Origin of the sequence: Peribacillus acanthi (genome assembly GCF_003073175.1) — a bacterium.
Classification (GTDB): domain Bacteria; phylum Bacillota; class Bacilli; order Bacillales; family DSM-1321; genus Bacillus_BN; species Bacillus_BN acanthi.
The window spans coordinates 19,135-33,345 of record NZ_QBBX01000008.1 but is presented as its reverse complement, the minus strand read 5'-3'; the positions used below and the strand labels follow the sequence as shown (position 1 = coordinate 33,345).

17 protein-coding genes are annotated in these 14,211 nt (G+C 37.6%); 4 read left to right on the top strand and 13 right to left on the bottom strand.

Annotated features, from left to right (window positions below):
- Positions 1-40: 40 nt before the first annotated feature.
- Positions 41-187 carry a YycC family protein gene (locus DBX25_RS09790; protein WP_108670613.1) on the bottom strand — a complete coding sequence of 49 codons (147 nt, stop codon included), beginning with the start codon at positions 185-187 and terminating at the stop codon, positions 41-43.
- Between the two features lie 172 nt (positions 188-359).
- Positions 360-680, bottom strand: a complete 321-nt coding sequence (locus DBX25_RS09785; RefSeq protein WP_108670612.1) for a YciI family protein — start codon at positions 678-680, stop codon at positions 360-362.
- Positions 681-866: 186 nt separating this feature from the next.
- Between DBX25_RS09785 and DBX25_RS09780 the strand changes: the two genes are divergently transcribed.
- Entirely contained in the window at positions 867-1,085 is a 219-nt protein-coding gene (locus DBX25_RS09780) for a hypothetical protein (protein WP_108670611.1), read from the top strand.
- Between the two features lie 48 nt (positions 1,086-1,133).
- Here the strand turns inward: DBX25_RS09780 and DBX25_RS09775 are convergent, their stop codons facing one another.
- Entirely contained in the window at positions 1,134-1,508 is a 375-nt protein-coding gene (locus DBX25_RS09775) for a hypothetical protein (RefSeq protein ID WP_108670610.1), read from the bottom strand.
- 94 nt (positions 1,509-1,602) lie between these two features.
- Here DBX25_RS09775 and DBX25_RS09770 point away from each other — a divergent pair, with 94 nt between their 5' ends.
- Positions 1,603-2,547, top strand: a complete 945-nt coding sequence (locus tag DBX25_RS09770; RefSeq protein WP_240620235.1) for a bile acid:sodium symporter family protein — start codon at positions 1,603-1,605, stop codon at positions 2,545-2,547.
- A 65-nt stretch (positions 2,548-2,612) separates the two neighbouring features.
- Here the strand turns inward: DBX25_RS09770 and DBX25_RS09765 are convergent, their stop codons facing one another.
- The 5 genes from DBX25_RS09765 to DBX25_RS09745 all read right to left on the bottom strand — a co-directional run bounded on the left by DBX25_RS09765 (position 2,613) and on the right by DBX25_RS09745 (position 8,188).
- Positions 2,613-3,503 (bottom strand): PhzF family phenazine biosynthesis protein, encoded by an 891-nt coding sequence (locus DBX25_RS09765; protein WP_108670609.1) that lies wholly within the window; start codon positions 3,501-3,503, stop codon positions 2,613-2,615.
- A gap of 47 nt (positions 3,504-3,550) precedes the next feature.
- Positions 3,551-4,483 carry an NAD-dependent epimerase/dehydratase family protein gene (locus tag DBX25_RS09760; protein WP_108670759.1) on the bottom strand — a complete coding sequence of 311 codons (933 nt, stop codon included), beginning with the start codon at positions 4,481-4,483 and terminating at the stop codon, positions 3,551-3,553.
- A gap of 413 nt (positions 4,484-4,896) precedes the next feature.
- Positions 4,897-5,520, bottom strand: a complete 624-nt coding sequence (locus tag DBX25_RS09755) for an NUDIX hydrolase (protein ID WP_108670608.1) — start codon at positions 5,518-5,520, stop codon at positions 4,897-4,899.
- Between the two features lie 51 nt (positions 5,521-5,571).
- The gene (locus DBX25_RS09750; RefSeq protein WP_157950932.1) at positions 5,572-7,200 is read right to left on the bottom strand and encodes a PQQ-binding-like beta-propeller repeat protein; all 1,629 of its coding nucleotides are present in this window, start codon (positions 7,198-7,200) and stop codon (positions 5,572-5,574) included.
- 244 nt (positions 7,201-7,444) lie between these two features.
- Positions 7,445-8,188: a phosphotransferase enzyme family protein gene (locus DBX25_RS09745; RefSeq protein ID WP_157950931.1), complete on the bottom strand. Its 744-nt coding sequence runs from the start codon at positions 8,186-8,188 to the stop codon at positions 7,445-7,447.
- Between the two features lie 550 nt (positions 8,189-8,738).
- On the opposite strand from DBX25_RS09745, the gene DBX25_RS09740 reads away from it, so the two are divergent.
- Positions 8,739-9,062, top strand: coding sequence for an ArsR/SmtB family transcription factor (locus DBX25_RS09740; RefSeq protein WP_108670605.1), 324 nt, complete (start codon positions 8,739-8,741; stop codon positions 9,060-9,062).
- Here DBX25_RS09740 and DBX25_RS09735 read toward each other — a convergent pair.
- The 4 genes from DBX25_RS09735 to DBX25_RS09720 form a co-directional block, all read right to left on the bottom strand.
- Positions 9,059-9,982, bottom strand: a complete 924-nt coding sequence (locus tag DBX25_RS09735) for a cation diffusion facilitator family transporter (RefSeq protein WP_108670604.1) — start codon at positions 9,980-9,982, stop codon at positions 9,059-9,061. The two genes, DBX25_RS09740 and DBX25_RS09735, sit on opposite strands and share 4 nt — an antisense overlap.
- Before the next feature lie 265 nt (positions 9,983-10,247).
- Complete coding sequence (locus DBX25_RS09730; RefSeq protein ID WP_108670603.1) at positions 10,248-10,919, bottom strand: GNAT family acetyltransferase; 672 nt, start codon at positions 10,917-10,919, stop codon at positions 10,248-10,250.
- Positions 10,920-10,939: 20 nt separating this feature from the next.
- Entirely contained in the window at positions 10,940-11,605 is a 666-nt protein-coding gene (locus DBX25_RS09725) for a GNAT family N-acetyltransferase (protein WP_108670602.1), read from the bottom strand.
- Between the two features lie 12 nt (positions 11,606-11,617).
- Positions 11,618-12,502: a carbon-nitrogen hydrolase family protein gene (locus DBX25_RS09720; protein ID WP_108670601.1), complete on the bottom strand. Its 885-nt coding sequence runs from the start codon at positions 12,500-12,502 to the stop codon at positions 11,618-11,620.
- A 339-nt stretch (positions 12,503-12,841) separates the two neighbouring features.
- On the opposite strand from DBX25_RS09720, the gene DBX25_RS20580 reads away from it, so the two are divergent.
- A complete protein-coding gene (locus tag DBX25_RS20580; RefSeq protein ID WP_157950930.1) occupies positions 12,842-13,018 on the top strand; it encodes a hypothetical protein in 177 nt (58 codons plus the stop codon).
- Between the two features lie 278 nt (positions 13,019-13,296).
- On the opposite strand, the gene gnd is transcribed toward DBX25_RS20580, so the two are convergent.
- Entirely contained in the window at positions 13,297-14,190 is an 894-nt protein-coding gene (gene gnd / locus DBX25_RS09715; protein ID WP_108670600.1) for a phosphogluconate dehydrogenase (NAD(+)-dependent, decarboxylating), read from the bottom strand.
- Positions 14,191-14,211 lie beyond the last annotated feature (21 nt).

Sequence of the window (14,211 nt, the reverse complement as noted above, 5' to 3'; positions counted from 1 at the left end):
TGATGAGGGACTATCATTAGTCTCCTCATCCTAGTATACCCTATTTTTGATTTGTCTCGTTTTTTTGAAGTTCTGCCATTTTAGCCAGTAAAATATGTTGTGGCATATGCATAATCTGTTCGATGGGTATGTTTAATGACTTGGATAGCTTTTGAGCAGTTTCTGCAGATATTTGTAATGGTCTCATGTTCGAATCCCCCTTTATTTTCTATAAGTTATTTCGAGACGTTTTCGCTCTTGGGTGTGATATCAAATAACGTACAAACTTTATAGACTTAAAACAACACTCTATTTGGAGAGACCTTATTGTAGGACATTATCAATTTACTATTATACACGTTAAGTCAAAAGAGTTCCCCTTATTCACCAAACTTCTTATTGTATAATGCAACCTTATATGGAAAGAGCTCTGCAGTCATTATACCTTCTTTAACCGCAGGGTCATTCTCCATGTACTGTCTTGCTTCTTCCTCAGATTCTGTATTCAGCACCACTATTCCAAATGTTTTTTCATCCATTTGCAATGTTCGGCCAGCCATAATCAATTTGTCTTCTTCTAACAGTTTTTTTAGCGCTAAGAAATGGTCAGAAACTATTTTATTTTCTCGTTCAGTCCAATTACTCTCTTCAAGCAATTGCGGGATTAATTTCAACGTATAAATATATTGCTGTTTTTCCATATATACATTCTCCTAATTTTTATTAAGGTTGTTAGCGAAGTGTTTGTTGAATGATTATTTTAATTTCACTACCTAACTCAAGCATTATAATTCGACAAGCTCCTTAGCAAAACCCTTCTTATAAAATGGGTAATATAAGTTTTTTAGGAAAGGATATGAATATCCTAATAATTGAGGAGGGATATCATGAAGGGGCCTAAAGACCAAGATCAATCTGTAGATGGACTCATGGAGATTTTTGAAATCATCAATGCCAAGGGTGATGAGGGTGAATTAAAAGAAATCATTAATCGCTATGATAATAAATCATCTGACAAACAAGAGCATCAAAATCAAAATCATAATCATGATTTTTTCTATCAAGAACTTCGTGTGATATCTGAAGATGCCACAAGAGAAGATTAATACTAGTAAATGGTGACTCACTCTTAATTTTGAGTCACCATGTTTTGATTAATCTAAATATACAAGTGTGATAGACTCAAATTCCACCGTGACGGTGTATTGCTCAAACTCCTCCTTTAATCTTTTCGTCACGGTAAGCACCGCGTCCTTCCAAGCCTCTAAACTGTTTACATATTCACGATTAGCACTAGTAGTGAATGTAACAGTATCTTCCCCTCCCACTGGACAGTCCCATTCGGTATGGTAGATAGCCTTACTTTCATTCGCAATTGCAGATATATAAATTCCTGATTCCTTATATACTTGAGCGGCAATCCTCTGCCATCCAGTCGATGCTTTTAATAGTGGATTTTTCTCTATATTTTCACCGTAACCTTTATTCACTCCTAACACGATGACAGCACGTACCGATTTTTGTTCCATCTAACTCTCCCCTTTTCTCTTAAACTTTTTTCTTGAATAAAATAGGGTAATTCAGAATAATAGAAGATAATGCCATGAACAAGGAGTAAGAATAATGATAAGATTTCTAGTGCATATCCTTTCAACCAAGCTTTGGCTCCTAATCGTCATGGTCAGCATACTGACTTACTATTCCCCTTTCTACCTTCAAGTACCCTCTTGGGTGCCGAGATTATTCTTAGGAATGGTCATTTTTTTAACAGGCTTAACCATGAACGTTGACTCTTTACGTTCTATTCGATACAAAAAGAAGGAATTGCTGATTGTTACCTTATTGAAATGGTCTGTAACTGTCCTAATTTCGATAATATTGGCCTATTCATTTTATTCTAATCAACCTGAAATAGCTGCTGGTACCATCTTATCGGGTACTGTACCTAGTGCAACGGCAGCAACACTGTATACCTTTGTGGCAGGAGGAAATGCATCATTGGTCATTGCCGCTTCTCTTCTTGATGTCGCCATCAGTCCAATTATCACCCCATTAGCCATGTTAGGATTAGCAGATCATCAAGTGACGATTTCTTTCTGGAATTTATTACAGTCATTTTTTCTTATTGTCATCGGTCCCCTTTTCCTTGGATTAATGACACAAAGAATATTTCCACAAGTTACTCAGACATCTCCTATCATCATTAAAAGTGGCTCCTCCTTGTCCCTACTTTTAGTGATTCATACCCTTGTCGGAGATGGAAAATACCATTTCCAAGAAGAATGGTTATTGTTAGGAAAAATGATTTTCGTTTCATTCCTGCAAATCTTGATTCCTATGGTTATTGCCTATTATCTATCCAAGTATTTGTCTTTATCAGATGAAGATACAAAAGCTGTCATGTTCCAGGTCTCACTTTGCAATACCGCGTTAGCTGCCATCCTTGCTTTTGATATGATTGGTGGGGCCGGTGCCATCCCTCCCATTATTAATCTAATCATCAATTTATCTCTAGGAGCACTCATATCCAATAGCATGGCTAAGCTAAACGAATTAGTTGCTCTGTAAAACGCCTAAGATTAAAAAAAGTGCTCAATTCGGAGTGTAATTATCACGCCTCGAGCACTTTTTTATCAGTATTCTAATATGTATTCTTCGACAAACACAGCCGTCCCCGATATTTCAATCTCCAAACCCTTTTCCTTACGTGTAACCTGCACATGTACTCTCCCATTGCGTCCCATTTCCATGCCTTGTTCCACTGTGAGCTTTAAAGATTGATCAAAATTTGGTTGAAGAAAGGTGGCATAATATGCCCCCATCACACCAGATGCTGTCCCAGTAACTGGATCTTCCACCGTACCAGCAAAGGGTGAGGAGAAATGCCTAGCATGCATATCCGCGCTCTCATCGATCACCTCTAAACTGAACGGATGAAGAGAAGCTCTCGGCATTTCTTTTAATACTTGTGGAAAAAGATGTGTTAATGGATTCATGCTTTTGAATGCATCCAAGCTTCTTATCGGGATGAGTAGGGTCCATACACCCGTACTTCCATAAAGAATAGGAAGATCAGTATCGATAGCTTCTTCAGGGATAGAGAGTAGACTTGCCAGCTCCTTTGTAGAGCCTTCAAATGACTTAAATAAGGGAGCTGCTTGTCTCATTGTTACCGTTAAATCCCCGTTATCCAATTCATCAATCCTAATAGGTAGAACACCAGCTTTTGTTTCAATTGTTAATTCAGTTTTATTTAGAAGCCCTTTCGTTTTTAAAGCGAAAATGGTCGCAATGGTTGCGTGGCCACATAAATCCATCTCATACCCAGGCGTGAAATAACGAATCCTCACATCTGCAATTTGAGAAGGAAGAAGAAAGGATGTTTCCGTAAACCCTGCAGCTTTTGCTATACTCAGCATCTCCTCATCCAATAATGTTTCCGCCTCTAATACAAGACCTGCCGGATTTCCTTTATAGGGTTCTTTCGTAAATGCTTCATAATGATAAAATTGGACTTGTTTCATCGTTTCACCTTGCCTTCAAGATGTGTGCTTTTCTTTCTATGAACCTATTACCTAGTTTCCGCTTCTAATTCCTTGGAAAAATATTCAACGGTTTCCTTAAGGCCTATCTCGAAACTCGTTTCTGGTCTCCAATTAAGTAAGTTTTGTGCTCGATTAAAAGATAGATAGCTAGTTTCGATATCACCAACTCGACGATCCTTATAGTGGACTACGAGAGGATAGTCGGCAAATTGTTGCAACTGGGAAATCAACTCGTTTATTGAAATGGGCTGATTCGTACAGATATTTAAAATTTCTTGATCTCCAGATGTCATCGCTAGAACATTTGCTTTAGCAACATCTCGGACAAAAACAAAGTCACGCGTTTGGTTGCCATTCCCAAATACATGAATAGGCTGCTTTCTAATCATTCGGTTGACAAATATACTGATGACTCCTGCTTCACCCGATTGTTTCTGCCGCATTCCAAACACATTGCTATAACGAAGAATGGTATAGGATAATCCAAAATTCTGATGAAAAAGTTGAATATATTGTTCAGCCGAATACTTGGATAGACCATAAAATGATATCGGTTTTTGTGCACTTTCCTCACTAATCGGTACCGTTATAGATTCACCGTAGACTGCTGCAGATGAAGCGAAAATAAATTTTCTAACCTGATATTTCACACACAGGTTAAGAAGGTTTAATGTTCCATTTATATTAATCTGACAGTCATTCAAAGGATCATTTTTGGATTGACCTACAGATACTTGTGCAGCTTGGTGAATAACTATCGAAGGTTTATGATCCTGGAAAACCTGTTCCAAAGACGATGACCGTATATCCACGTTGTAGATTGGGATACCCACACTAATAAAACCAGGATTACCCGCACTGAAATTGTCTACAACAATTGGCTGCCAATTTCTTTTTAACACTTCTTCGACAATAAATGAACCAATAAAACCAGCTCCGCCTGTTATAAGTACCTTCATACACTCACCATATTCATTATTATTTGACAGCAATTCTTTATAATATATTATTAGAATAATAGGTAAATGTACCCAATGCCAAAAAAGCTGAACATTTAACATACCGTTTGCACATAATTCTTTTTTACGAGAACAAAATCACCTATAATATTCCATTATTTAGGCATGTATTGTGTTAGGTTTTATTCAAATAATTATGGTTATTTTCAGATTATCAGTAGGCACTCTCAAATTTCTCTCAAACCCTACATTTCAAGGGCCTATTTTACCATTTGTTCTTTTTTGTACTATTACTCAATTGATGGACCATGGATAGCCCTAACGATGGTCTTGCAAAAATATGGCCACATCGTTTTCCGAAATTTAAAAAAGCCACGACTGATATTAGTCGCAGCTTTCATTAGTTTTTTATTTCATTTATATTCATTCATTACTTCTAGGAAATGATATAGAACCCTCGCAGTCAATCCCCAAATCACTTTATCCTCAAAATGATAAAAGTACTCATCCATTTTCCTTACTTGCCAATTGTAATTTTCCCCACCTGCAATGAGGTGGAAAGGAAAATGCTCTTCTGGTTTTATTTGAAAATGCATTTTGTACACATTTGGTTTATGATCCTCAAAATAATCAAGGGGCACCGTGAAGATTTCACCAACCTCATTCGGATTAGGCTTTATTTCATCTGGCTTTGATATGATGCCAACAAACGGATAAATGATTGTTCCAAAAGGCGATACCATATAATCTAACGGTTGTACGGAATGAATTAATTCCTGAGCTATCCCTAATTCTTCTGATGTTTCTCTAATTGCAGTTTCACTCGGGTTAGCATCGATTGCATCTATTCTTCCGCCTGGAAAACAAATTTCGCCAGGTTGTCTTCTTAGTTGAAGGGACCGTATTTCAAATAACACATGTACCCCATCTTCTTTTTCAATCAGTGGCAATAGGACAGCATATTTCGAAAATCGATCGCCACCTAAAATACCGGGCTGTCTGGCTGATAATCGGTCAATCCATTTTTTCATATTCATCCTTTCACCTCTTTTTCTTCAAGTTAAACGGATTTAGCAAGTAAAGTCGAATCAATGAATCTTCACGCTGATGATTTTCCCGCCTCTTGTTGCTACCACGACTTGCTGATTCACTACAATTGGTGATGCTTCAATATTGGCACCTACATTGATTTTAGACATAATCTTACCTTGTCCATTAATAAGAAAAAGATTGCCAACTGAATCCCCTTGAATGAGATAAGCTTTATTGTCGGTCGTGTAAATAGGGACGGTAGATGACCAAGCATAATTGGTTAGCGGGAGCCTCCATTTTTCTTTTCCAGTCTTTGTATCAAAACTTATGAGTAATCCACCATTGAACGTTTTGTAGCGAGAGATGTTAAAGATTATCTGTCCTGCTAGTGGTCCTTTCCCCAAAACAGGTGTGCCAAGTACCCCGCCATTTACAGGTCTTTCACCCTTTAATGAGAATCCTGGTATTTTATGTTCCCACACAACTTTTCCATTCAAACCGTTTATTTTTTGAATGCGGGCAGTTCCTTTTGTTCCTTGCTTGTCAATTTCAGAACCTGTGTAAATATAGGGAATCTCTTCGACTGCTTCAATTACGAGTGAAGCATCTGTATCATCGTAAGGGTCATTTGCCCAAACCAATCTTTTGGAGATAATGTCAAGAGCCTGAATTCCCCCATTATTATCAGAGAAAAAGGCGAGATTTTTATAGACTGCCATACTGTTCTCAATTCCCTGATAGTGGTTCTTTTGCTGTTTGTATCTGTATTTGGAAATAATCGGGGCAACGTTGATTTTCTTTGCAGCAGGATCATATTTCGTTCGTAGCTTGATAAAATAGACTAGTCCGTTTTCTCCAGCTAACAACATCGAGTCATCTTCACGATTAATGATTGGGGCACTGTCAAACGCTCCCCACTTCCTATATGCAAATGAATCGATACCAGGAATGAAGGCCAATAATTTCCCGTCTATTAAACTATAAATACGATATCCAATTTTCCCTACCTCAGGGATACCTTGTCCAACATACAGCAGAGGATAGCCTCTTGGATCTAATGCCACACTCCCTTTAATTGGATTGCCGATAGATATCGGATTTCTTGTTTGTTTTCCAGAATCCGAATCCAAGAAATACACCATTCCATCCAGTGATGCATAGATTATTTCTTTTAGGCCAACCTTCTTCTTATAAGCCGGGAACAAATTCATAATGTTCTTTTCCCGGTCATTCCACTGAATCACACTAGCTTGTCCGGTCCAACCAGCGCCGCCACCCCAATTTTTTGAAAGGGACGTTTTCAGTTCCCACTGTTTCACAAGCTTATTCTGCTTAATGATGGCTTTTCCCATGGAAGCAGTGTCTCGCATTCCATTTCCACGGAATGTAAGAATTCCTTCTACAGATTGATATTGTTCTGGAAACGGTTTTGTGAAAGCTTTACTAGAGTTACTAAATGAATAGGAGACTTTTTTACTGCTTGGCAGTGGGGATGCAGAAATTGGTTTCCACGGTTTGATCTGCACTTGATTTGTAGTTGAATTATTGCTAATTAGGGTGTGCACTTCTTTACGTTGCAATTGAATATTTTTTTGTTCTAAATTCATTCCAATATGTATCGATCCTTGACAACCTGCAAGTAATAAAAGAGACATTACTGCAGCACCATAGTTTATCTTCCTCATCTTCACACTCCCATCCCAAAACTCTCTCTCTTTTTTCATTTATATTCCCTATCATTCTTAGAAATTCCTTGTATGTTTTGTTGAATAATTTCTAATGAGATAAAAAGGCCTACCAGTGGTAAGCCTTTTTATTATCGAAACATTAATGTTTAATAAAACCATCTCTGTATTGCTGTATTTTACCTTCAATTTTCTCCTGTAATTCCATGACCCATTTATTTCGATTGGTCACGTCTACTACAATTTACAATCTAGTAAATGTAATGAGATTGTGAAGCCTCAAGAAAATAGGAATAGTCATTACCTCTTCGGCAGTCAGCTCTGTTTCAGAACGGTATCCCTCCAGAAAAAGCTGAAAATTTTCCCCTTCTAAATCTATACTGCCTTCAAAAATATCTCTCAAAGCAAAAGCAATATCAGCAGCATAAGGACCGATTTTCCATCCCTCTAAATCTATGATGAATGGCTGATGTCCTTTCCAAATCAAGTTGTCTAATTCAAAATCAAAATGGATAATTCCTGAAGTTAAATTACCTAGCTTCGAAAAATGCTGGGATAGTGACTCGAGTTCCATCCTGGCTTCTTGCTCTGTTTCAGGTAACTCAAGATTAAGCTGATTAATATCTATCTTTCTACGTTGAATATCTATACTAGTAATTTTTTTAGAAGCGGCATGAAGTTTCCCTAATGCTTTACCCCATTCTTTAAGATATTCTTGACCAATCTCCTCATACTCGAACTGATCTCCTTCTATGAAGGTGAAAACAGTCGCTAAATATGTTTGATAGTTTGATAGAAACATTACATACTGTTCATCACTAGAAGTTTGTACCATCAAATGAGTGTTAATATGTTGTTCTGATAAAGAATTTATAAAATGCAATTCTTGTATTACATCCTGAACAATCCCATCAGGAATAAGTCGAAGGATAAGTTTTTCACCCAATCTAGTGAAAGAGAAAATAAATGTGCTGCTAGCACGGATCAACTTTAAAGAACCCTCATCATACCCCCAATTTTCAAGTAAATGATATAGTTCTTTTCCCAGTTCTTTGCTCCAATGTATTAGCCATCACCGAAAGTTTCATCATATAAAATTAAGCTCCCCTTTTTATGATTCATGCCGAACCACTAGTTAGGAGACATACAATGCTCGTATAATTACATATGCTCCCTTAACTTGGAGCAAAGCGACATCGTATACAACTGCCTCGGCATAAATTCCCTAGCATTATGCAAGATATCACCTCCCCTTCCTTTTTGGAAAAATTTCCTAACAAACTAATTGTAGAGGTTCCAATTAGCTTTTTCAATAAAATATTTCTTCTAGATTCCACTGATATTTTCTGGATTTACCTTCTGGGGAGCAAAGTACGCTAAAGTCCCGGACCAAATCGCCATCATTTGGGATCTTAATTATACAAAGCGATAATCCGTTGTCATCCTCTCCTATACCAAACAGGAGAGGATTTTATCTTTAACTTCTTATATAATAAAATAGACCCCATGTATTATGAGGTCATAAAGGAGGTATTCAAATGGAAAAAGATTATCAAAAGCCGGAACCATCCCATTCTCTTGATGAAGAAACGCTATTCATTGTTTCCCAAACATTCAAGGCACTAGCAGATCCTACAAGGATTCGTATTCTTCACCTTCTATTCAATGGTGAACACTCCGTGAATGAGATTGCAGAAAAACTGTCATTACATCAATCTACCGTCTCACATCAATTGCGATTTTTGAAAAATTTCCGCCTTGTAAAGTTCCGTCGTGAAGGTACTACACTTTTCTATTCATGTGATGATAACCACGTTATGGATATATTAAAACAGACGATTGAACATGCAAACCATCATTAATTACAAGTACCATGATAACTTGGACAGCCTCTTTCTATATGCTCGATTTGGATAGTACTATGCTCAATATGGTAAGAATCATGGAGAATGTCCTGTGCCTTATGAAGAACTTCATCATGTCCATTGCGATCAGAAATGCTCATATGACAACTTAACATGATAAAATCCGATGTGATAGACCATGTATGCAAATCATGAACATCCTCCACTCCAGAGATTTTCAACAATGATTCCTTGATTTTATCTAAATCTAGCTGTCTTGGTGTCCCTTCCATCAAAACATGAATTGATTCCTTGGTCACCCTCCAACCGCTGATTAATACTAAGATTGCAACGATGACACTTGCAATGGGATCAGCAATTCCCCATCCAAAAAACATGATGAATAGAGCAGCGATTATAGCCCCAACAGATCCTAACATATCTCCTATAACATGAAGAAATGCACTTCTGACATTTAAATTTTCATCCTTATCCCCGCTCATTAATATCCATGCAGCAATAATATTTACCAGAAGCCCAAGAATGGAGATGATGAGCATTCCTGTGCTTTGTACTTCTGGAGGATTTGAAAAGCGATGATAAGCCTCGTAAAAAATATATAACGAGATTAAAAGTAAGGTTATGCCATTTAAACTTGCCGCAATAATCTCAAATCGTTTATAACCAAAGGTTTTGGTTAATGTAGCTTTTCTCTCCCCTAACTTAATTGCCAAAAAGCTTAATCCAAGAGCAGCTGCGTCACTGAGCATATGACCAGCATCTGATAATAACGCTAAGCTATTCGTCCATAATCCACCAATGACTTCCACAATCATGAATGCAAAGATGATGATAAAGGATAATAGTAATGCCCGCTTATTACTTGTATGAGCATGTGAATGGCCATGCCCATGTGAGTGACCGTGATGGTGTCCCATGTTCTTCTCCTCCATATATGAATATATGCGCATATACAATTATATTATGAAGAACAATATTAAATAGTTCAAGGATTATTATGAGAATTAAATATTTTGTAATTACCTATTACATAAAAAGGACATATCCGTTGAGGATACGCCCTATCTTACGCATGTAATTTAATTTTGCTTTTGGGATGACAATTAGTGAAAGTATTTCTACCAGGCTTTTGATTAAAGTTCAAAAAGACCCGCCATATACTGGCGAGTCCTCTTTGCTTCATTAAAATGCCCTTAATTTAACAGTTTCTTTCTTTTCTAACTCCTCAACCATACTAATCCATGATTGCGGTTTATTCGGTAGTACTGAGTAATAACGCTTCAAGAAATCTACTACCAAACTTGCAGGTAATTCGTTTGTTCCCTCATCCATCGGTAGGAAGCAGAGGTCAAGGCCTGTAACCGCCTCACCATCATTGTTCCAGGATGGGTGAACATACGTAAAATCAATTCGTTTGTATCCAAGATGAGCCAATACTTCACGACGTACATAAGGGTCCATCGGTTTAACTCCACCGAACTCATAATGATCTACTTGGTATGGATCATAGATTTCTGCAAACATACCGAACAACTTCTTACCATTCTCGGAAGCAAGTGCATATAAATCCTCTGCACGTTTGTTTGCTAGGAATGGCCCTATACCCATGCCTGCTTTTCCGATAATGGTGAAGTCCGTCATAGCTACGTTGAAATCCTCATAGTAACGGTATTCTGTAGCTCCAACCACTTCCCCTTCTTGGACGGCTACGAATACACGAATTCCAGGATCCTCTAACGGTTCTTTCCAAAGTGAGAACTCCAACACCTCTTCAGGAGGGAACACGGTTTGCATTAATTCATGCATTTGCTTAAATAATGGATCTTCTATAGAAGTAATTCTGCGGTATTCCATACTAAAAATGCCTCCTCTTCCTAGTTTTTAAATGGATTTTTCCATTCCATTAACGTCCCGTAATTACAAGATTCTTCGTCCTCTAAATAATTGGGAACGACCTTCAGTGGCGTCCGTCCGCAGCGTAGTAGGAATGTAATGACTGGATCTTTTAGTTCCCCTTTTACTACAGCATCAATATATTGTTCGGGTGAAAGTTCACCTGCGTGTGCATGGTATCCAGGCATTCTTCCCCCACCTAACAATCGTTCTAGTCCTTTATGGACGACAACATCATACATCGAAGACATAAGCCACTTTCCTAATCCGAGTTTCCTAAAGATAGGTCTTACGCTAATATCAACGACATATAAAGTGTTACCGTTTGAATCATGGTTACGAATATATCCATTGTCTGTTATCTCTTCCCATGTATGTTCTGGATGTCGAGGATCAAAATTGACTAATAAGCCGGTCATACTTCCAGCCATCTCACCATCCACCTCAATACATAAAGCACCTTCTGGAAACAGAGTCACATGGTTTTTCAATTGCTCCTCATTCCACCATAGCTCAGACGGAAATGGTGGTGGAAAGCTTTCCTGTTGAATCTTGATCAACCCAGGAAAATCCTTTTCTTCATAGTTGCGAATCACTGCTGGAATTGGTTGGTCTTTGTCGAAAACAAAAAATTCTTTCCGATACACTCTAAAACCCCCCTATACTTTTTCAAGTACCTCCACCTTAGTTTCCCAATCAGGATAAAGGTCGGTACGGCGGTCACGCCAAGTTGTAACCGATCCACTTTCTCTTACTTTATATAAAAGTTCTAAGTTAAGGTCTGCCGTTACAAGCATGTCTTGGTTGATTTCCCCTTCAGCTAAAATCCCTTTTGGAGGAAATGGGATATCGTTAGGAGTGATAATTGCCGCTTGACCGAAATTAGCGCGCATGAAATCAACTGTCGGTAAGGAACCAACAGTACCGGTTGTTACAACATATACTTGATTTTCCACGGTTCTTGCATGAGCTGTGTAGCGGACACGATGGAATCCGTGACGGTCATCCGTACATGATGGACAGAATATTACGTCAGCACCTTTTGCTTTTGCGATGCGGACGATTTCTGGAAATTCGATATCATAACAGGTTAATAGAGAAATCGTTCCTTTGCTTGTTTCAAACACTTCTAGTCCTTCACCAGGAGTGATATTCCATTCATGGATTTCCGTTGGTGTAAGATGTAGTTTTGCTTGTTCAGCCACTCTTCCATCTGGATAGAAAAGATGAGCTACATTATATAGCTTGCCCTCTCTTCGAATGATATGGGTTCCCCCAATAATGTGCATCCCTGTTTGGATGGCAAGATTTATAAATAAAGAACGATATTGTTCTGTAAAGTTTGGTAAGTCTTGAATCGTTAATGGATTTCCATTGGAATCTCCAATTGTCATTAACTGAGTTGTGAAGAATTCAGGGAATAAAACAAAGTCTGTTCCGAATTCTTGAGCTGTTTTCACATAATGTTCAACTTGACGTGCAAATTCGTCAAAAGAACGAATTGTATGAAGATGATATTGAACAGCCGAGGCCCTTAATTGCATATCATAACCCCCTATATCTAATTTCCCATAATAATCGTGAGGTAGGAATATCTAACCACGATAATGATATTATTCAATAAAAACACCAACCTAACAAGTACGCACTTTTCCGTCACATAGTGTAGAAAAATATACTATACAAAACATGTCATACTACTTTTACCTCATCCAATAATAGACTCTATTATAAAAATATACTTATATGTATATTTCTTTTGCATGAATGTAGAAATAGTCACAAAAACCCTATGAAAAGAAGTGATTAGGCGCTTTTTCGGAAAATCCTATTCTTTTTACATCTAGTAATATAAGACTATAAACTTCTAGGAGAGAGATTTTATGCAAAGGGAAGAAGTAATCTATAACGGGGTTATATATCATATAATTCATAGGTACGAATCTGGTTATCTTGAAATTCAAGACCCGGAAATTAAGTTCAAAGTTAAGTTAGTCCACCAAAATGATGTTAAAAAATTGAATGATTATTTCGAGGATTTAAGTAAACCTATATATTAACTAAGCAGGATAGTGTTATGGCTACCCTGCTTTCGTGTGCTTTTTATGCACTCACTAACATGAATCATATTGATATTGCCCCATTTAAATAATCATTAGAAAACTTGCTTAGCGCTGGGCAATGCCAAGTTTCAGCTAAATCCCCCTAATATTATCCACTATTTTGACTTACTTCTTTGCTTCCAAATGATATCTTCTTACAACCAAAAAGGGTATCCAATCAACCCTATGATGGATACCCTTTATCTTCTGTGTATATAGCCTAATAAATCAAAACCTTATTTCTTTTCTACTGCATGTCCACCAAATTCGTTACGTAGAGCTGCTACCACTTTACCTGTAAAAGTATCATCATCTAATGAACGGTATCTCATTAATAAAGACATCGCTATGACTGGGGTAGCTGCTTGTAGGTCAAGTGCCGTTTCGACAGTCCATTTCCCTTCACCTGAGGAGTGCATTACCCCTCTGATTTCATCTAATTTAGCATCTTTAGAAAATGCACGTTCTGTTAAATCCATTAACCATGAACGAATGACTGATCCATTATTCCAAACGCGTGCAACTTTTTCATAATCATAGTCAAAATCACTTTTCTCTAAGACTTCGAAGCCTTCACCAATGGCAGCCATCATTCCATATTCAATTCCATTATGGACCATTTTCAAGAAATGACCGCTACCAGCTTTACCTGCATACAAATAACCATTCTCTACAGAAGTATCACGGAAGATTGGTTCAACGATTTCCCATGCCTCAGCGTCTCCACCAATCATGTAACAAGCTCCGTTACGTGCTCCTTCCATACCTCCAGACGTTCCAACATCCATAAAGTGGACACCGAATTCCTTCATCTGGTCATATCTGCGAATGGATTCTTTATAATGAGAGTTACCAGCTTCTATTACAATATCACCTTTACTTAGTAGAGGTGTTATTTCATCAAGAACTGAATCAACTACAGCATGAGGAACCATAATCCAAAGGATTCTTGGTGTTTCCAAAGACTGAATCATATCCTTTAAACTATTTACCCCTTCTGCACCATACGTTTTCATTTCTTCAACAGCAGCACTATTTAAGTCAAATGCAACTACTTCATGTTTATTATCTAAAAGATTTTGTCCTAAATTTAGACCCATCTTCCCTAAACCAATTAATCCAACCTTCATTATATTAAACCTCCACAATTT

Coding starts and splice junctions, on each gene's coding strand:
- DBX25_RS09730 (WP_108670603.1), bottom strand. CDS start 10,919: ATGGAATACCGCAGAATTACTTCTATAGAAGATCCATTATTTAAGCAA.
- DBX25_RS09750 (WP_157950932.1), bottom strand. CDS start 7,200: ATGAGGAAGATAAACTATGGTGCTGCAGTAATGTCTCTTTTATTACTT.
- DBX25_RS20580 (WP_157950930.1), top strand. CDS start 12,842: ATGCAAAGGGAAGAAGTAATCTATAACGGGGTTATATATCATATAATT.
- DBX25_RS09775 (WP_108670610.1), bottom strand. CDS start 1,508: ATGGAACAAAAATCGGTACGTGCTGTCATCGTGTTAGGAGTGAATAAA.
- DBX25_RS09760 (WP_108670759.1), bottom strand. CDS start 4,483: ATGAAGGTACTTATAACAGGCGGAGCTGGTTTTATTGGTTCATTTATT.
- DBX25_RS09780 (WP_108670611.1), top strand. CDS start 867: ATGAAGGGGCCTAAAGACCAAGATCAATCTGTAGATGGACTCATGGAG.
- DBX25_RS09770 (WP_240620235.1), top strand. CDS start 1,603: ATGATAAGATTTCTAGTGCATATCCTTTCAACCAAGCTTTGGCTCCTA.
- DBX25_RS09735 (WP_108670604.1), bottom strand. CDS start 9,982: ATGGGACACCATCACGGTCACTCACATGGGCATGGCCATTCACATGCT.
- DBX25_RS09785 (WP_108670612.1), bottom strand. CDS start 680: ATGGAAAAACAGCAATATATTTATACGTTGAAATTAATCCCGCAATTG.
- DBX25_RS09790 (WP_108670613.1), bottom strand. CDS start 187: ATGAGACCATTACAAATATCTGCAGAAACTGCTCAAAAGCTATCCAAG.
- DBX25_RS09755 (WP_108670608.1), bottom strand. CDS start 5,520: ATGAATATGAAAAAATGGATTGACCGATTATCAGCCAGACAGCCCGGT.
- DBX25_RS09765 (WP_108670609.1), bottom strand. CDS start 3,503: ATGAAACAAGTCCAATTTTATCATTATGAAGCATTTACGAAAGAACCC.
- DBX25_RS09720 (WP_108670601.1), bottom strand. CDS start 12,502: ATGCAATTAAGGGCCTCGGCTGTTCAATATCATCTTCATACAATTCGT.
- gnd (WP_108670600.1), bottom strand. CDS start 14,190: ATGAAGGTTGGATTAATTGGTTTAGGGAAGATGGGTCTAAATTTAGGA.
- DBX25_RS09740 (WP_108670605.1), top strand. CDS start 8,739: ATGGAAAAAGATTATCAAAAGCCGGAACCATCCCATTCTCTTGATGAA.